This is a genomic window from Chengkuizengella axinellae (assembly GCF_030730905.1).
GTDB lineage: Bacteria > Bacillota > Bacilli > Paenibacillales > KCTC-33759 > Chengkuizengella > Chengkuizengella axinellae.
Genome location: NZ_JAVAMP010000001.1, coordinates 257271 through 274979, shown reverse-complemented (window position 1 = coordinate 274979; position 17709 = coordinate 257271). Strand labels below are relative to the sequence as shown.

Genomic DNA, 17709 nt, shown 5'->3' with positions numbered 1-17709 from the left:
AATAATAAAACTGTCTTATTTACAAAATAGTTGCGAATGAAAAGGTGTATAAATATGAAATCCAACAGTATTAAACTAGTATTAAGTGTAGTGATATTTCTAATCATTTTTACAATAGCATGGATTGTACATGATATTATTACAGTTAATAAATATAATCGATTTTTCAATAAAGAAAATCAATTCATTAACCTCAACGAGGAAGACACTAAGGTAAATCAATTTGACTTAATTAACGACTATTTTGAAGTTCCTTTTGAACCTCGTGAATATATCCGATTTTTTAAATATGAATGAGAAGCGAATAAAAAAAAGAGAGAGACCTAAATAAATACGTCTATCTCTTTTCATTACGCATTTTTGTATTTTAAGTTTCAATTAATTTTCTCTTCCGATGTATTCACTAAACGTAGATAAAATACTGTTAAATTCTTCAAAGTCTCTAATTCGTATCCCTTCCACTAACTGCTGTACAGTTCCCGCAGGAAGACTGCTTTCCAAATGTTCAATATTTAACTGAAAAAAAGTACGAAGGACATTGTCGTGGACAGGTAAACCATCAAATAAAGTTAATTTTCCGTCCTCACTGATTCCAAAATACGCACTTTCTTTACATTTAGGTGAAAGATCTTCAATAGGTTCAGTAAACACTAAACTCCCTTCTTCTGTAAACTCAAAGGTTTTATATTGAGGATTATTTTGATACATTTCTAAAATTTCATGACTGTTCAAACTTCCGAGTGATTCCACTTCTTCTCCACACACATATACTCTTTTAATAATAACCTCTCTTTTTTGAGTATCAGTTAACAAATGTTCTAAAGCATTGACGTTCTGTACATGGTCTGAAACCTGTTCAGTTAATTCATCTAATTCACTATCTAAAAATGTGGAAGTCATATTGGAAATTTTGTTCTCATTAAACAATACTGCCGCTGAAGCTGCACCTATCAAAATGATAAATATCGCTAAAGTCAACCATTTTCTTTTCATGCGAAGCTGTTTTTTCAATTGTTTAAGAAATTTAGTAAAACTCACATTGATCCCCTTCTTTATATCATTAGAGATAGATTGGTTTTTTTCCTATTTTAACCAAATAAAGAAGGGTTTATACTTCCAGTACTATAAGTTAATCCAAGGTTTATTGTTTTTCTTGTTCATTTTTTTATTTTTTGCAGATTTTCGCTTATTTGTGCGTTTTACTTTTGCTTGCGTTTTTTGTTTTGGAGGAATAGGAGCAATAGGCTCTATTTCTTCAATGAATGCACTGCTATCCGCATTTGCTTTGCTCTCATTAAGATTTTCATTAATTGTCTCTTTTTTTAAAGTTTCCTTTTTAGCTTGTTCTTGTTTAGGTTTAGCAGCTGCTCTAGTAGCTGGTTTATAAGCTGGTTGACCAACTTGGAACTGATTAGGGTGCATTGCATTTTCATATGATGGCATATAATGATGAGTATTCACAAAAGACATATACGGATTGATCATCGTATTAGGTTCTACAGTTGCAGGCTGGACATATTGATTCCAAGGATGCAAGGGTTCTTGATTAGGAACAGGACCTTGAAATTGATGGAAGTGAACATCTGGCTGCACTACATCGTAAGGTGTTTGAGGATGAAACAAATTACTGTTTTGTTCATGTTGAAATCCTCCATGTGTTTTAAACGGTTTTGTTTCTATTGCATTTAATTCAGGTACTTGTGGAACATCATAAAAGTTACCTACTTCTGCAGCTGGAACATTAAACTCATCAAATAAATCTTTATGTTTCCCCGTTTGAACAGCTTCTTCTTTTGATTTAGGTTTTGTTTCTATTTTCATTTGTTGTGCTTTACGATTGGATTGTTCACGGCGTTCAAACCTAATATGTTTTGCTTTTGAAGGAATTTTCAACTTTTTACCTGGAGTAAGCTCTTCACCTCTAGTAATGGATGTATTCATTTGAAGAATTTTATCTATATCCACTTCATATTTTTTACATAGCTGATCTAACGATTCTCCCTTTTTGATAATGTGGATTTTCACTTAACGTACCTCCTCCATACAAGTATATTAGTACAGTGTATGCAAGAAATAGGCATTTGACATCTAAAATAATTTACAAAAATGAAAGAATGTTAAACCCTACCTTAATTTTGCAGAACAAAAAACCATCCAAAAAATCTTTGGATGGTTAGTGTGTTACACATTTTACTTTTATTCGTATACCTGAACCCCATCTTTATTTACAATTTTTCTAAACTCTTTTAACAAATGCATTGTTATCGGACCTGCTTTTCCTTCTCCAATTATACGTCCGTCAACTTCACGCGTTGCTATGACTTCCGCAGCTGTACCTGTTAAAAACACTTCATCTGCAACATATACATCATGAAGGGTAAATGGTTCTTCTTTCACAACATAACCTACCTGCTTACAAATATCCATGATTGCAGCCCTCGTAATTCCTTCAAGTGCTCCGATATATGATGGCGGGGTTGTAATCATACCATCTTTTACAATAAAGATATTATCTCCAGACCCTTCTGAAACAAAACCATCTGAATTCAACATCAAAGCTTCTCCAACCCCCGCTAAATTTGCTTGGATTTTAACCAATACATTATTTAAATAATTCAATGATTTTATTTTTGGATTCAATGCATCAGGAATGTTCCTACGTGTAGACACAGAAACAATCTTCACACCATTTAGATAATCCTCTTCTGAATATATAGACAACTGCTCCACAATAATAATCACATTTGCAACTGGACACCTGCGCGGATCTAAACCAAGATCTCCAGTTCCTCTGGAAATGACTAATCGAATATATCCATTTTTAATTTCATTTTTTTTCACAGCTTCAATTAAAGCTTGTTGCATTTCGTCATACGAAAGAGGAATTTCCAACATAATGGATTTAGCACCATCATACAAACGATCCAAATGTTCTTTACACTTAAAAATATTCCCTTCATATACTCGAATCCCTTCAAATATGCCATCCCCATATAAAAAACCATGATCATACACAGATATTTTTGCGTCCTCTTTGTTTACAAACTCCCCATTTAAGTAAATCCACTGTGCCATCAATCGTACACCTCCAATTAATCATTCACATATGAAAAGCTAGGGAAACATCCTAAAGTTCTTACCTTGCACCCAATCGCTTCTATTTCTTGAATGGCTGCAGGCAATAAGACGGTTTCCATACTCTCTTCAATTTCAATGTAAAAATAATAGCTTCCTAGTTTTTTCTTCGTTGGTCTGGATTCGATTCTTGATAAATTTATTCTTCTCCATGAAAATGCTGATAAAACTTGGTGCAATGCCCCAGGATAATCTTCTGGCAATGTAACCAAGATGCTCGTTTTGATCAGTTTTGTGTTTTTAATTTCAATTAAAGGTTTTTTACCCACTAACATGAAACGAGTAAAGTTATTGTCATGTTCATGAATATGTTTTGACAATACATTCAAACCATACTTTTTACATGCTAACTCAGTGCCTATAGCTGCGAATCCCTGATTAGGATTATTTTTAACAATTCTAACTCCTTCTGCAGTACTCATATATTCAAAATCAACATCAGGGAGATTTTTTCTAAGAAATTGTTTACATTGTGCGATCGCTACAGGATGAGAGAAAACCTTCTTGATTTTTGATAAATCTGAACCAATTTCTTTTACATCACCAATTAGATTTTGTCTTGAAGGATAAGTCCATTCCGCTTGAATTGGAAGATCAACTTCATGAACAATCCAATCCATATGTAGGCTTACAGACCCTTCTATTGTGTTTTCAATAGGAATTACACTGTAATCTGTTTCGCCTGACTCAGTAGCTAGAAAAACATCTGATATTAATTTATATGGTACTAGTTCAACAGTTATATCTGAAAAAAAATAACGAGAACTCTCTTCACTCACAGTACCTTCTGGACCTAAAAATGCTATACGCTTCACGACTTAAGTTCTCCTTTAAAAGATGTCCCTTGATGATGAAAAGGGTGAGAAAGCTCATCTGATACAACTTGTGCGCCTTTTAAACAAGGTTTTAACCAAAGGGTTTTCACTTTAATATTCTCAATTTTAAATTGATTCATTACAAACTGCTCTAAACCTTTTTTCTCATTGCTATTTTTATGAACCAAAGCTAGAAGTGTTGGTCCTGCGCCACTTAAAGCAGCACCAAGCGCACCATGCTGAACAGCTTGTGCTAATATCGTATTCATACCAGGTATAAGAGAAGCACGATGAGGTTGATGCAGCCCATCTTTCATAGCATGCTTAATAAGCTCTAAATTACCTGTACATAATGCAGCAACAAGTAATGAGGAATGACTAACATTAAAAACAGCATCTTTAAATAAAACTTGATCTGGTAGTACATTGCGCGATTTTTCTGTCGCCAATTCAAAATCTGGTATGACGGCTAATACTTCTAAATGAGAATTGGGCTCTACACGAATGTATTCAGCCCTTTCTCCGTCCCAATTCGCAACAATAATACCCCCAAATAATGAGGCACCAGCATTATCAGGGTGATTTTCTATGCTTGTCGCCATCTGAAATAATTCGTTATCCGAGAACGGATATTCTATCAAAGCGTTTGCTGCCACAAGTGCACCAACGATAGCAGATGCACTGCTTCCTAAACCACGGGTTAGTGGAATATCACTATACATTCTTATTTCTATATTTGGTTGTTCTACCCCTGCTTTATGAAACACTTTTTGGGCGACTTTATAGATTAAATTACTTTTATCTGTAGGTATACCTTTTAAATTATCGCCAAACAACTTCATTTTTGTTTCATCTGAAAAACTCATTTCTATCCAAGTATACAGGTCCAAGGCCATACCAATGGTATCAAAACCTGGACCTAAGTTTGCAGTACTAGCAGGGATTTTGACTCGTATTGTTTTTGAATTCATTCTTACTCAACCTTTTTTAATTTGTTAGTTTTGAGATAGCTTCCATAACCGCTTCCTCAGAATCATTAACTACAAGTGGATCTGCTTTCACACTATCAATGGCATTATTTGGATCCTTCAAACCATTACCTGTAAGCACACATACAACCGTTTCATCATTCGAAAAATACCCTTGTTTGTGTAGTTTCATTACACCAGCGACAGAAGCAGCAGAGGCGGGCTCACAAAATACACCTTCTTTATTGGCTAATTGTTTGTATGCGTTTAGTATTTCATCATCAGTAACAAAATTAATCTGTCCTTCAGATTCCTTCGCTGCATTCACAGCTCCATCCCAGCTTGCTGGATTTCCAATTCTTATAGCTGTTGCTATTGTTTCTGGATCTTTAATCGGTTCACCCTTTACAATAGCCATAGAACCTTCAGCTTCAAATCCTACCATTTTAGGTAAGGAATTCGATTTTCCTTTGTCATAATATTCTTTAAACCCTTTCCAATACGCAGTTATATTACCAGCATTCCCAACAGGAATAGCTAAAACATCAGGTGCTTTTTCCAGCTGTTCGCATACTTCAAACGCTGCTGTCTTCTGCCCCTCAATACGATAAGGGTTTACTGAATTTACTAGCGTAATTGGATGCTTTGCTGTAATTTCTCTTACTATTTCTAATGCTCTATCAAAGTTTCCTTCAATAGCAATCACTTTTGCACCATATATAATGGCTTGTGCAAGTTTACCTAGTGCAATATTATTATTTGGAATAATGACAATACAGTTTAAACCAGCTCTGGCTGCATATGCTGCAGCCGCTGCAGAAGTGTTACCAGTAGAAGCACACATGATCGTCTGACTTCCTTCTTCTTTTGCTTTGGCTACTGCCATAACCATGCCACGATCCTTAAAAGATCCCGTTGGATTTAATCCTTCATATTTCAAATATATATTTAAATTTAGTTCTTTTGACAGCTGATCTGCTCGAATTAAAGGGGTATTTCCCTCATGTAGTGTAATCATAGGTGTATCTTCAGTTATTGGTAAAAACTCTTTATGTGTTTGTAACAATCCCTCGTATTTCATTAACGATGTCTCCTTCATTTCTTTTATCCTTCAACACGGTATACACTTTTAATTTCGTGAATAACATCCATCTCTTTAAAATCTTTTAACACTTGTCCCATACTTTCTTTGTTCGCATCGTGTGTCACAATAATAATTTCTGCTGCTGACAATTCTGGGTTTGGTTGCTGTACAACGGATTCCAGACTCACTTCATATTTAGTAAATACTTGTGTAATCTGTGCTAAAACCCCCGCTTTATCTGCTACATAAAGTCTAATAAAATTTTTATACACTACTTGATTCAACGGTTTCAATTTCTTTTCTTTATATGAAGATGTTCTTGCTCTTGATCCATTTACTTTAAGCATTGAATTTTTAGCTACCGCAATTAAATCAGCTACTACTGAAGTCGCTGTTGGCATTTCACCTGCACCAGGTCCATAGAACATCGTTTCACCAACTGCTTCCCCATATACATAAACAGCATTAAATACGCCATTCACATTCGCTAGAGGATGTGATTTCTTTACTAAAGTGGGTTGAACGCTTAAATAAATGTAATCATCCTGACGTTCTGCTATGCCCAATAATTTAATCTCGTATCCTAAATGTGAGCTGTATTGAATGTCATCAGAGGATACTTCAGAAATACCTTTGATTTCAACATCCTCAACACTTACATAAGTATGGAAACCCAGTGTTCCAAGAATCGTCATTTTGTAAGCTGCATCAAAGCCACCTACGTCTGAGGTCGGATCTGCTTCAGCGTAACCTAATTTCTGTGCTTCTTCTAAAACCTCTTCATAAGATGCACCTTCTAAGCTCATTTTACTTAGAATGTAATTCGTTGTCCCATTTACAATTCCCATAATTTTAGTAATTCTATCAGAGGATAAACCTTCTTCTATTGTTCTAAGAATTGGAATACCACCGGCAACACTAGCTTCATAAAACACATCACAGCCATACTCCTCTGCTTTGACTAAGATCTCATGACCATGCTGAGCCATCAAATCTTTGTTTGCCGTAATGACATGTTTCCCTTGTTCAAGAGCAGCTAAAATATATTTTTTTGTTAACTCTACCCCACCCATAACTTCAATAATAATATCGATATTATCATCTTCGATGACATCCCAAGGATCATCCGTTATTTTATGAGGTTCAATGTGAATATCTCTATCTTTATTTTTACTCTGAACTAATATTTTTTCTATTTCAATAGATGAGCCAATTTGTCTTTTCATATCATCTTGATGACCCTCTACTATTCGTACTACACCTGTACCTACAGTACCTAATCCTAATAAGCCTACTTTAAATGGTTTCATTTTCTTCCTCCCATTATGATATCATCCTTGCCCAATCACTTGCACACGTTTAACGCCTTCAAACTCTAATGATGTTAATAATTCTGTAAAATGTTCTCCAACAGATGAGGTGTCTACCGACATAACTACGTTCGCCATTCCTTGCAGCGGTATGGTTTGGTTTATTGTAAGCACATTTCCTTTATACTCAGCCACCATAGCAATCACTTTGGAAAGAACACCAGAACGGTGTTGTAAATCCATTGATATAGTCACGATACTTTCAGTTTGTAATTTATTTATAGGAAAAATACCGTCTTTATATTTATAGAATGCACTACGACTTAAACCTACTTTTTCAACTGCCTGATGAACGGTTTTCACCTCTCCGCTAGCTAGGAGCTCTTTCGTTTGTATCGTTTTAAGCAATGATTCCGGCAATATATTTTCTTTTACTAAATAAAATTTCTCCATACGTCCCCCTGTCAAAGACTTATGTTTTTGTATAGTGGACATTATATCGGAATACTACCAAAAATTCAATAGTGAAATCCCCCAATGTTATTTAATACAAAAAAGCCATCTTAGTATTTTCTAAGATGGTAAGATAAATTATTATTGGATTGGCTAAGGGGCCCCCGAAAAGGTATCGGAATTTGTCACAGAGCTTCACTTCACTTTTTGGGGTGTATTAATATTATTCTTTTTCTACAAATTCAAATTCATAGTCTCCGATACGGATTGTCTGCCCATCATGTGCTCCTCTTTCACGCAATGCTTTATCAATCCCCATATTGCGTAAAGTTCTTGAAAAACGCATGACAGAATCATATGTGCCAAACTGTGTTTTCTTGAGAAGTTTATCAATCCGCTCTCCCTCAATAATAAATACTTCATTTTCTCTGCGAATAGTAAAGGGCTCTTTTTCATTCTCATTATCAATTGTATAAATTTTCCGATCTTCGATTTCAGAAACCTCTTCAACTACAGGTTGTTTTGGAATTGAATCTAAAACATCCACCGTTTTATATAATAATTCCTGAACTCCTTTTCCAGAAACCGCAGACACCTCAAAAATCTCCAATTGACCATGACTTTCATAAATTTGTTCACGGAATTTTTTGATATTCTCCTCTGATTCAGGCATGTCCATTTTATTTGCTACTATAATTTGTGGGAGTTCCTTTAATTTCTCACTATATTGGTAAAGCTCAGCATTGATCTTTAACCAATCTTCATATGGATCTCTACCTTCTGCAGATGACATATCAACGACATGCAATATAATTCTTGTTCTTTCAATATGTCTTAAAAACTCATGTCCTAACCCTGTGCCTTCGCTAGCACCCTCAATTAATCCTGGAAGATCAGCCAATACAAAACTTCGACCATCACCTACATCAACTACACCAAGATTAGGTGTTAACGTTGTAAAATGGTAAGAAGCAATTTTAGGTTTTGCTGCAGAAACTCTAGATAAGAACGTGGATTTCCCTACACTCGGAAAACCTACCAACCCCACATCGGCCATCACTTTTAATTCAAGCACTATCCAACGCTCTTCTCCTCCTTCACCATTTTCTGCAATGTATGGTGCTGGATTACTAGCTGTTGCAAAACGGACATTACCATGTCCACCCTTACCTCCATGAGCAATGATTACTTCTTGTCCATGTGTCGTCAAATCAGCCAAAACTTCATTTGTATCATCATCATGGATCACAGTCCCCGGTGGAACTCTGACGATCATATCGTCCGCATTTGCACCTTGCTGTTTTTTGATTTTCCCTTTTTCTCCACGTTTTGCCTTAAAATGCCGTTGGTATTTAAAATCAACTAATGTTCTTAAACCTTCATCTACTTTTAAGATGACGTCGCCTCCATTACCACCGTCTCCCCCAGCAGGTCCACCTTCAGGAACATATTTTTCACGGCGAAATGATACCATGCCATCTCCACCGTCACCGCCCTTCACGTACACTTTAGCTTTATCTACAAACATAAAAACACCTCAATTATGTATTTAATCGAATTCAATCTCAATCGTAACCCATTTCTCTTCTAATTCTTGTTTCATTTTAAAGTTCTTTGATTTAAATTTTATTAGAATAGGATTCAACTCATTTTTAAATTTTGACAACTTCACTTTTCCAGCAAATTCAAATGCAACATGTAATTTTTTCTGCTCTTCAAAAAAATCAATTGTAAGTGAATGATTAAAACCTTCAGAAATTTCACTATTATTTTCAAACACTTGTATCAAATCGATCAATAATTCTGCATGATCATTTAACTTATTAGTGTATAAGTCAGGTGAATACAAGTTTTGTTCAACATGCAGTTGAAACTTTTTGCTGCTCATTTTCATTTGAAGCAATGCATATTCAAGTTGTGGAGAGTTCAACTTTACAATATCTCTTTCATGTGTCATGTTTTCTTTTAATTTTTCCACAATATGAACTAATTTATCAAACTTTTTCAGCTTTAAATATCCAAAAATGAGTTGAAGCTCATTCATTAAATCATGCTGATAATGATGTATAAAGTTTAATGTTGAAGTTATTGATTGATTTTTTTCATTTGCTGATTGTTTCTTAATAGCATATAGGTGACTGAACATGAGAATGACAGAAATCATGATGAGGATTTTACTTAGCCTATCAGACGAGATGACAAACAAAATCAACAATAATAAAATAATAAGAATCTCGATAAAGAAACTCATTCGTTTCCAGTTTCTCATATTACATTCCCCATTTTCAGAAAATCTACAAATCACACTACAAATAAAAATCCCAGCGCATTGCTACGCCAGGATCATATTTCAAGTAAATTATTAAGCTTCAGCAGCTGCTGGATATACGCTCACTTTTTTGCGATCGCGTCCCCAACGTTCAAATTTAACTACTCCGTCAACTTTAGAGAATAAAGTATCATCGGATCCAATTCCTACATTAGTTCCAGGATGAATTTTTGTTCCGCGTTGACGTACAAGGATGTTTCCAGCTCTTACAGCCTGACCATCAGCACGTTTAGCACCTAAACGCTTTGAAATACTGTCGCGACCATTTTTTGTAGAACCTACTCCTTTTTTAGAAGCAAATAACTGAAGATCTAACTTCAACATTGTATCTACCTCCCCTTTACGAAATTATTAATTATGTTTACATAATCTTCATAAGATTCCTGTATTGAATTCAACATAACAACCATTGATTCAAGAAGCAATTGAGTTTGATCAGAAGTTTCCTTCTTATCAATTATTGGTATCTGCACATCAAGTAGACCTTTCTCCATTGTTGCGGGCAACTCAATATTTAATAATGACTCGATCGCATTTACAGTTCCAACAGTGATGGTTGATACTCCTGCACATACGATATCTTCGCCAGGATCAGCAAATTCAGCATGTCCATCTACAAGATATCTGACAATTTTTTTCTCTTCATGATCCCTTTCAATGGTAATCGTAATCATGTTTGATTCCTCTTATGCTTGAATTTTTTCGATAACTACTTTTGTATAAGGCTGACGATGACCTTGTTTACGATGGTAGTTTTTCTTAGGCTTATATTTGTAAACGATAATTTTTTTACCTTTACCGTGTCTCTCCACTTTTCCAGTTACACTAGCTCCTGATACAGTAGGAGTACCTACTACTAATCCAGATTCATTGGAAACAGCTAATACAGTGTCAAAAGTAACTGTTTCTTCTGCAGTTGCATCTAACTTTTCAATGTAAAGCTCATCGCCTTCTTGAACTTTATATTGTTTTCCACCAGTTTCAATAATTGCGTACATTTAGTCGCACCTCCTCATGTCTCAGACTCGCCAAATGAAAGGTGATACAATCTTCTTGGATACTGAATCCTTCAATCGTATACTTTGGTTATTTACCTTGTTTGAGCGGTTATAACATGTGTCATAAGCACACATCATTAGAATGTTATCACACTTATAGTCATAAAGCAATTATTTATTTAATCATCCGATGACATGTTGGGCAAACTTTTATAGGTGACTTAGTTATATTTCTTGCTTTTTTCCTAGTCATTTCTAATAACCCCAAATTAGTCCACCCTATTACAGTTGTTTTGGTACGATCATGCTGAATCAGGTTATTCAGCTTTTGTATAATTTCATTTCTGTGCTCTTGAATTTGCATATCAATAAAATCAACAATAATGATACCGCCAATGTCCCGTAACCTTATCAATTTTGCAATCGTTTCCGCAGCTTCTAGATTTGTTTTATATACAGTTTCCTCTAAATCTACACTCCCTATATATTTACCTGTATTTACGTCAATTACAGTTAACGCTTCTGTTTCATCAACAACGATGTATCCTCCATTATCTAGCCAGATTTTGGACTTAAAGAAATGTTCTACCTCTTTGATGATGTTATGGAACTCAAATATGGATTGAGCATTAGATTCATATACTTTCACCCTATCAACAAGAGAAGGTGAGATATGATGAACAAACTTACGGATTACTTTTGCTTTATGCGCATTATCAATAATAATTTCCTGCACATCTTGTGTAAATAAATCCCTAATAATTCTCAAAGAGATACCTAATTCATGATAAAGCTCTGCCGGAGCTGAGTATGCTTCAAATCCATTTTTAATTTCTTTCCAAATTTCTCTTATTTCATCAATATCTTTCTTTAAGACATCTGCTTTTACATTCTCAGAAACCGTACGTAAAATCAGCCCTTCCTCATCTAACCTAATTTCTTCTCCTATAGACTTCAAACGCTCTCTTTCAATTTCAGATTCAACCTTTCGAGAAACTGCTACATAATTACCATTAGGCATGTAAACCACATATCGGCCTGGTATATTGAAATGGGTAGTAATTTTAGCACCCTTTTTACCAATTGGTTCTTTATAAATCTGGACCATAAGTTCTTGACCTAAGTGAACCAACTCTTGAATAGGAGGTTTAATTTTAGGCTTTTTCTCTAAATGTATAGGTAACAAATCATCACGATGTAAAAAAGCATTTTTGCCTTTTCCAATATCAACAAAAGCTGCCTCCATACCTGGCAACACATTCACAATTTTACCTTTATATATATTCGCAACCGACTGCCTATCCTGAGATTTTTCAGAATAATACTCTATCAATTCTCCATCTTCCATATAGACAACTTCGGTCAAATCATTCTCGTAGTGAATAACGATTCTTTTCATCATTACACTCCTATTTAAGATAATCCACTATGGGTGACTTTTCGGTGATGTCATCGAATTTTCTATGTTTTCATAAAAGACTTATATCCTATCTCTTATTTTACAATAAGCTACAATCACTAACAATGTTTCCAATCTCAATATAATACATAAGAATAGGATTATTTTCGATTCTTAGAGTTAGGATTACTCAGATAAGTCTTTATAATTTGTTCTTCTGGTATCATCGCTTGGATTTTTCCAAAATCATTTATAACATAAATAACATGCAATTGATCTCTTTTAAAGCTTTTTACGATTTCAGAAAGTGAAGAGGAAGGTTGGGCAGTAATTGGTTTTATTGAGGGTTTCGTTTTTCTTAATGAAAAGGTGAATTCACGTCTCATTAAGAACTTTATAAAATAAAAGGGTGAATTTCGCAAGTAATACCAATTTGTATATAATAAAAATATGCCTATCATCATTAAATTTAAATGAACGCCTGAACTAATCATATGCATACAAGCATAACCAATAAGCAATAAACTCATTATAAAACTGTGCCATCCACAGTACTTTAATGATCTATGAAAACTGAGTTTGAAGCTGAGCATTGCCTGCACGATTTTACCTCCATCTAAGGGTAAAATCGGTAATAAATTAAACAAAGCAATCATTAAATTTGCTTCAATAAAATATGATGACCAAATGGGATCAACAATTTCAATCTTTTGTAAAAAAAACACAATACCAATCATCCAAAAATTTTGAAATGGACCTGCGATGGCTACTATAATTTCCTCCTTTGCAGAGGTATTCCGATGAGTTTCAACTTCTGCTACCCCTCCGAAAGGGAGTAGTTGAACTGACTTCACATCCCAACCAAAGAATTTTGCTGCCACAACGTGTCCCATTTCATGAATAAAAACAATAGAGAATAGAGTTAATAACTCTCCAACATTCCCTGCCAAAATTGAAGTGAATATAATAAATATGAAAAATGGATGAAAGTGATATCTGGTTCCATAAATATTAATCAAATTGAATCACTTCCGCTGGATCAATATATTGTTCATCCTTCCTCAAAGCAAAATAAAGGATTCCAGCATCATCATTTTTCAGTTCTGAAACAATGCCAATCTGGTCTCCTCCCTCTACCCAATCATTCTCCTGTATTGATGTAGAAGTAACATAGCCGTAAATAGATTGCAGTTTATTTTCATGTTGAATAACCACTGTTAAACCAGTGAATTCTGTATTTTCTACAGAAACAACCCTTCCTGTATCTAAAGCGATAATAGGCTCATCTTTCTTTGTTTTAATTGTGACGCCCGACTTAGTAGTATCAAACGTTGAAATAATTTCTCCATCCGCTGGAAAATGAATATTTTTAATGGGACTATTCACTTTTTCAGCTGTATTCAATCCATTATCATTGCTAAAGGTTGGGATAAAGGATGGAAAACCATCAAATAATCGATTGTATGCGGATACTACTACATTGTTATCTATTGTAGTTTCATTCATAGCATGTGTGATTAATAACTTCCCTTTTTCTGCCCATGGTGTATTCAATTGAAACAAAAGCCATACCATCATAAATAAAACGAAGCTTATTGAAACAGTTGTCATGATATATTTTTGCAAATAACTTGTTTTACTCTCTTCTTGCTTCAAATGCATCCATGGATCTTGTCTATGTTTCCAGACAAATTCAGGGTCCTCTAATCTACGAGGATCATATTCCTGAATGTATTTGTTTTTAGTGTCAATCTCATTCCTGTCAAAGGGTTGATTCTGAATTTGATTTTGCTTCTGATTCTGGTTTAGATTCTGCTTCTGTTTTTGCATCAATTCATGTAAACGTTGATTTCTTCTTTGTTTTACATTATTCTTGATTTTCAAATTGATCACCCCAAATAGGCTAGTCCATATCTTTTATGATTAATATTTATGTTGCTTGTCTCATAGATAGAACTAAAAAGAGCCAGATGAAAAGTTAAACTTTCCTCCTGACTCTCAAATGCTCTTTATTTAATTAATATTCATCATCGTACATCCAAGGACTTTCTTGATGTACCTTAATACTCATGACAATCCCTATACTCATCATATTAATTAATAAGGACGTGCCTCCATAGCTAATAAACGGCAGGGTGATTCCAGTTAAAGGCATAATACCGATCAACATCCCTACATTCTCAAAAACTTGAAAAATAAACATAGAGGTAATCCCAACAATAATATAAGCTCCAGCACGATCAGTAGTTTGAATAGCTATAAGAATTAGTCGATATATTAATAAAAAGTACAATAATAGTAACAAAGAGGATCCTATAAAACCAAATTCCTCTCCTACAATCGCAAAAATAGAGTCTGAATAATCATAAGGCACAGTTACGATACCTTGATTATATCCTTCACCTAATAAACCACCAGATCCAATCGCCATGATAGCTTGATCTTGATGATATCTATCTCCACCAGCTTCTGGAAACAAAATTGCGTCAATTCTTTTACTCCAATGACCCTTCTCATTCTCATCTAAAAAAACAACAATTTCCTCATGGAAAGTTTGGTATAAATAAAAAGAAGCAAACGCGATAATTGAAATCAACAAAATACTAATCAATACATAGGTATATTTCAGATTTCCAATCCAAAGCATTCCTATAAATATAACAATATATATAATGGCATTACCTAAATCAGGCTGCAAAATTACAATAATAAAAGGAACTAGGACCGCTAATCCAATAGGAATTAAATCATCGACAAGGGTCAGCACTTCTCCATCCCGCTTTTTTAATAAATATGCAATCATAATAATCAAAATAATTTTAACTAATTCTGCTGGCTGAAAGAGAATAAATTGTAAATCATACCAGCTTTTTGCACCATTTAATTTAATTCCAAAAAAGATCAGTCCAATTAGTAAAAGAATTCCAAAACCATATAAATAATAGGCCCCTTTAATTAGTACTCGGTAATCAAACAAGGAAAAGAAAATCATAACAGCAAATCCGAGACAGAAAAATATGATATGTCTTGTGTCATAGTTCGCTGCTGGCTTGTTAGAACTGTTAATCAACAAAGTACCTATCACCATAAGACAAAACAATATAAAAATAACAGCCCAATCTAATTTTTTCAGCTTTTCTAACACGCTATGATCATCCTATCCCCATGATCTTTTTTAATTTATTAAAAACTCCCTTTTTTCCATCCAAATTCATAAGTGGTACTGAATCTCCTAAAATTCTGCGAGCAATATTTCGATATGCTACAGCTGCATTAGAAGTAGGATTCATAACCGTAGGCTCTCCTATATTTCCTGATTTTATCACTTGCTGATCATCAGGTACAACGCCGAGCAGATCAATGGCTAGTATTGCACAAACTTCATCAATATCCATCATGTCTCCAGACTTCATCATATTGGGGCGCACACGATTTATGATCAGCTTAGGGTTTTTGATATTCGCACCTTCTAGTAATCCAATCACACGATCAGCATCTCTAACAGAAGAGATTTCTGGTGTAGATACTACGATTGCTCTATCTGCTCCAGCAACAGCATTTCTGAATCCACCCTCAATACCTGCTGGGCAATCTATAATGATGTAATCGAAATCTGGTTTTAGAGATTCTATAATTTTTTTTATGTCTTCTGGCTGCACAGCATCTTTATCTTTCGTTTGAGCTGCTGGAAGAAAGTATAATTCTTCAAATCTTTTATCCTTAACTAAGGCTTGAGCTAGTCTGCAATTTTCTTCAATCACATCCACCAAATCGTAAATTATTCTGTTTTCCAATCCCATCACAACGTCTAAATTTCTTAATCCAATGTCTGTATCAACCAAGCACACCTTTTTCCCTAAAATCGCCAAAGCAGTTCCTATATTAGCAGATGATGTAGTTTTACCGACACCACCTTTACCAGATGTTACTACGATTGCTTCTCCCATGAATAATCACCTCCATTAGAATTGTAACGCAACAGGACGAACTTTATGTAGCTCACTTATTTTCCCTACCTGCATATGATCTTCATCTAGATAAGCAAATTCCATATATGCACCTTCATTAGCAGACTCATCAGGTGACCTACTAACGATGTTTGCAATTCTTAATTGAGTGGGTCTCATATATGAAGCTGCTATAATCGCATCTTTATTACCATTTTTCCCAGCATGTGCAAGTCCTCTAAGTGCCCCCATTACATAAATGTCTCCATTCGAAGAAATCATTCCACCTGGATTAACATCTCCCATAAATAAAATTGGGGCATCTTCATGAATGGATTGTCCTGATCTAACAATCCCATTCATTATTTTTAGATCTTGATGGATATTTTTTTCAATTTGTTCCTTTGGAGTAGATTCAATCGATTGAATCAACAAATTTCCATGATGACCTACTAGTTTTTTTATTTCTTCTTCTTGTTGAACATCTAATTCACGTTCACCTAACTTAATGTGAACATCGATCGTTGGACCAGATAGTATTTGTTGATGTGATTTCTCAAGTTTATACTGCAACTCACTGAGTAAATCAGGAAATTCACAATGATCATTAAATAGAAAAACAAGACCATCTTTATTCCCTTTTATAGTCACGTGTTCCTTCGTTGCAGTCATACAATCCCTTCCTCCTTAAATATATAAAGTTCGATATAAGTAAAATAATTTCCTTCTATTTATCCAATATGATGAATGAATATCAGCCTTTTTGTTTAAAGGAGATGTGAACTACTAAAGAACGAAAAGGCAAATAAAGCATCATTGAAAATAATACATTGACAAATAAACTAGGTAAAACTTGGTGTGCAATTACCCAGATGTAAGATTGTTCAGTGAGTTTAAATAAATAATAAATGCCATAAATCATACTATCCAGTAAAAATAACGATAAAGTTGCAACTAACGTAAAAGTAAAAAAACCAAGATAAGAGCGCTTAATCATATAGGAAATAAAGTATACAATAAACCCTAAACAAAACGCGTACAAGCCAAATAGTTGGTTAGAGTAAATGATGTCGTAAAAAAATCCTATTAAAAAAGCGATTATAATTGCAAATGATCTTTGCACGTAAAAGCAAGTATATAAAATAATGATAAAAGTAAAATGTGGAGTTATGTGTAACCCTTCATTCCATTTTAACGGTAACCAAGGAGTCAAAGCACCTTCAATTAAAAATAATATAAAAAGAATAATACAAATCCAAGTGCGAAGCATA

The 17709-nt window shown here is 34.3% G+C and carries 21 protein-coding genes and 1 other annotated feature; of the genes, 1 reads left to right on the top strand and 20 read right to left on the bottom strand.

Annotated elements, in window-relative coordinates; all coding sequences use genetic code 11:
- Positions 1 to 54: 54 nt before the first annotated feature.
- Positions 55 to 297: a hypothetical protein gene (locus tag Q5Y73_RS01380; RefSeq protein ID WP_305990058.1), complete on the top strand. Its 243-nt coding sequence runs from the start codon at positions 55 to 57 to the stop codon at positions 295 to 297.
- 81 nt (positions 298 to 378) lie between these two features.
- On the opposite strand, the gene Q5Y73_RS01375 is transcribed toward Q5Y73_RS01380, so the two are convergent.
- The 20 genes from Q5Y73_RS01375 to mreD form a co-directional block, all read right to left on the bottom strand.
- On the bottom strand, positions 379 to 1038 hold the full coding sequence (locus Q5Y73_RS01375) for a BofC C-terminal domain-containing protein (RefSeq protein WP_305990057.1): 660 nt from the start codon (positions 1036 to 1038) through the stop codon (positions 379 to 381).
- Between the two features lie 84 nt (positions 1039 to 1122).
- The gene (locus Q5Y73_RS01370) at positions 1123 to 2025 is read right to left on the bottom strand and encodes a LysM peptidoglycan-binding domain-containing protein (RefSeq protein WP_305990056.1); all 903 of its coding nucleotides are present in this window, start codon (positions 2023 to 2025) and stop codon (positions 1123 to 1125) included.
- Positions 2026 to 2196: 171 nt separating this feature from the next.
- Positions 2197 to 3075, bottom strand: coding sequence for a branched-chain-amino-acid transaminase (gene ilvE / locus Q5Y73_RS01365; protein WP_371320120.1), 879 nt, complete (start codon positions 3073 to 3075; stop codon positions 2197 to 2199).
- 17 nt (positions 3076 to 3092) lie between these two features.
- Entirely contained in the window at positions 3093 to 3950 is an 858-nt protein-coding gene (gene pheA / locus Q5Y73_RS01360) for a prephenate dehydratase (protein ID WP_305990054.1), read from the bottom strand.
- Complete coding sequence (thrB, locus tag Q5Y73_RS01355; protein ID WP_305990053.1) at positions 3947 to 4921, bottom strand: homoserine kinase; 975 nt, start codon at positions 4919 to 4921, stop codon at positions 3947 to 3949. Before thrB ends, pheA begins: the two co-directional genes overlap by 4 nt.
- Before the next feature lie 16 nt (positions 4922 to 4937).
- On the bottom strand, positions 4938 to 5999 hold the full coding sequence (thrC, locus tag Q5Y73_RS01350; protein WP_305990052.1) for a threonine synthase: 1062 nt from the start codon (positions 5997 to 5999) through the stop codon (positions 4938 to 4940).
- Between the two features lie 23 nt (positions 6000 to 6022).
- Positions 6023 to 7312, bottom strand: a complete 1290-nt coding sequence (locus Q5Y73_RS01345; RefSeq protein WP_305990051.1) for a homoserine dehydrogenase — start codon at positions 7310 to 7312, stop codon at positions 6023 to 6025.
- A gap of 21 nt (positions 7313 to 7333) precedes the next feature.
- Complete coding sequence (locus Q5Y73_RS01340) at positions 7334 to 7765, bottom strand: ACT domain-containing protein (RefSeq protein ID WP_305990050.1); 432 nt, start codon at positions 7763 to 7765, stop codon at positions 7334 to 7336.
- 223 nt (positions 7766 to 7988) lie between these two features.
- Positions 7989 to 9293 carry a GTPase ObgE gene (gene obgE / locus Q5Y73_RS01335; protein WP_305990049.1) on the bottom strand — a complete coding sequence of 435 codons (1305 nt, stop codon included), beginning with the start codon at positions 9291 to 9293 and terminating at the stop codon, positions 7989 to 7991.
- Positions 9294 to 9314: 21 nt separating this feature from the next.
- Entirely contained in the window at positions 9315 to 10034 is a 720-nt protein-coding gene (locus Q5Y73_RS01330; protein ID WP_305990048.1) for a Spo0B domain-containing protein, read from the bottom strand.
- Positions 10035 to 10127: 93 nt separating this feature from the next.
- Entirely contained in the window at positions 10128 to 10418 is a 291-nt protein-coding gene (rpmA, locus tag Q5Y73_RS01325; protein ID WP_305990047.1) for a 50S ribosomal protein L27, read from the bottom strand.
- 5 nt (positions 10419 to 10423) lie between these two features.
- Positions 10424 to 10768: a ribosomal-processing cysteine protease Prp gene (locus Q5Y73_RS01320; RefSeq protein WP_305990046.1), complete on the bottom strand. Its 345-nt coding sequence runs from the start codon at positions 10766 to 10768 to the stop codon at positions 10424 to 10426.
- Positions 10769 to 10780: 12 nt separating this feature from the next.
- Complete coding sequence (gene rplU / locus Q5Y73_RS01315) at positions 10781 to 11092, bottom strand: 50S ribosomal protein L21 (protein WP_305990045.1); 312 nt, start codon at positions 11090 to 11092, stop codon at positions 10781 to 10783.
- Positions 11093 to 11105: 13 nt separating this feature from the next.
- Positions 11106 to 11213, bottom strand: a sequence feature (ribosomal protein L21 leader region).
- A 54-nt stretch (positions 11214 to 11267) separates the two neighbouring features.
- Positions 11268 to 12491: an Rne/Rng family ribonuclease gene (locus Q5Y73_RS01310; protein ID WP_305990044.1), complete on the bottom strand. Its 1224-nt coding sequence runs from the start codon at positions 12489 to 12491 to the stop codon at positions 11268 to 11270.
- A 161-nt stretch (positions 12492 to 12652) separates the two neighbouring features.
- On the bottom strand, positions 12653 to 13510 hold the full coding sequence (locus Q5Y73_RS01305; RefSeq protein ID WP_305990043.1) for a M50 family metallopeptidase: 858 nt from the start codon (positions 13508 to 13510) through the stop codon (positions 12653 to 12655).
- Positions 13503 to 14375 (bottom strand): M23 family metallopeptidase, encoded by an 873-nt coding sequence (locus Q5Y73_RS01300; protein ID WP_305990042.1) that lies wholly within the window; start codon positions 14373 to 14375, stop codon positions 13503 to 13505. The genes Q5Y73_RS01305 and Q5Y73_RS01300 overlap by 8 nt, the downstream gene beginning before the upstream one ends.
- 133 nt (positions 14376 to 14508) lie before the next feature.
- Positions 14509 to 15636, bottom strand: a complete 1128-nt coding sequence (locus Q5Y73_RS01295) for an FtsW/RodA/SpoVE family cell cycle protein (RefSeq protein WP_305990041.1) — start codon at positions 15634 to 15636, stop codon at positions 14509 to 14511.
- Between the two features lie 7 nt (positions 15637 to 15643).
- The gene (minD, locus tag Q5Y73_RS01290; RefSeq protein WP_305990040.1) at positions 15644 to 16438 is read right to left on the bottom strand and encodes a septum site-determining protein MinD; all 795 of its coding nucleotides are present in this window, start codon (positions 16436 to 16438) and stop codon (positions 15644 to 15646) included.
- A 15-nt stretch (positions 16439 to 16453) separates the two neighbouring features.
- A complete protein-coding gene (minC, locus tag Q5Y73_RS01285; RefSeq protein WP_305990039.1) occupies positions 16454 to 17110 on the bottom strand; it encodes a septum site-determining protein MinC in 657 nt (218 codons plus the stop codon).
- A gap of 82 nt (positions 17111 to 17192) precedes the next feature.
- Positions 17193 to 17708 (bottom strand): rod shape-determining protein MreD, encoded by a 516-nt coding sequence (gene mreD, locus Q5Y73_RS01280; RefSeq protein ID WP_305990038.1) that lies wholly within the window; start codon positions 17706 to 17708, stop codon positions 17193 to 17195.
- Position 17709 lies beyond the last annotated feature (1 nt).

Bases quoted from the DNA above. Each gene is read 5' to 3' on its own strand.
- ilvE (WP_371320120.1), bottom strand. From the start codon at position 3,075: ATGGCACAGTGGATTTACTTAAATGGGGAGTTTGTAAACAAAGAGGAC.
- Q5Y73_RS01310 (WP_305990044.1), bottom strand. From the start codon at position 12,491: ATGAAAAGAATCGTTATTCACTACGAGAATGATTTGACCGAAGTTGTC.
- rplU (WP_305990045.1), bottom strand. From the start codon at position 11,092: ATGTACGCAATTATTGAAACTGGTGGAAAACAATATAAAGTTCAAGAA.
- thrC (WP_305990052.1), bottom strand. From the start codon at position 5,999: ATGAAATACGAGGGATTGTTACAAACACATAAAGAGTTTTTACCAATA.
- Q5Y73_RS01380 (WP_305990058.1), top strand. From the start codon at position 55: ATGAAATCCAACAGTATTAAACTAGTATTAAGTGTAGTGATATTTCTA.
- thrB (WP_305990053.1), bottom strand. From the start codon at position 4,921: ATGAATTCAAAAACAATACGAGTCAAAATCCCTGCTAGTACTGCAAAC.
- minD (WP_305990040.1), bottom strand. From the start codon at position 16,438: ATGGGAGAAGCAATCGTAGTAACATCTGGTAAAGGTGGTGTCGGTAAA.
- Q5Y73_RS01345 (WP_305990051.1), bottom strand. From the start codon at position 7,312: ATGAAACCATTTAAAGTAGGCTTATTAGGATTAGGTACTGTAGGTACA.
- minC (WP_305990039.1), bottom strand. From the start codon at position 17,110: ATGACTGCAACGAAGGAACACGTGACTATAAAAGGGAATAAAGATGGT.
- mreD (WP_305990038.1), bottom strand. From the start codon at position 17,708: ATGCTTCGCACTTGGATTTGTATTATTCTTTTTATATTATTTTTAATT.
- obgE (WP_305990049.1), bottom strand. From the start codon at position 9,293: ATGTTTGTAGATAAAGCTAAAGTGTACGTGAAGGGCGGTGACGGTGGA.
- Q5Y73_RS01320 (WP_305990046.1), bottom strand. From the start codon at position 10,768: ATGATTACGATTACCATTGAAAGGGATCATGAAGAGAAAAAAATTGTC.
- rpmA (WP_305990047.1), bottom strand. From the start codon at position 10,418: ATGTTGAAGTTAGATCTTCAGTTATTTGCTTCTAAAAAAGGAGTAGGT.
- Q5Y73_RS01330 (WP_305990048.1), bottom strand. From the start codon at position 10,034: ATGAGAAACTGGAAACGAATGAGTTTCTTTATCGAGATTCTTATTATT.
- Q5Y73_RS01340 (WP_305990050.1), bottom strand. From the start codon at position 7,765: ATGGAGAAATTTTATTTAGTAAAAGAAAATATATTGCCGGAATCATTG.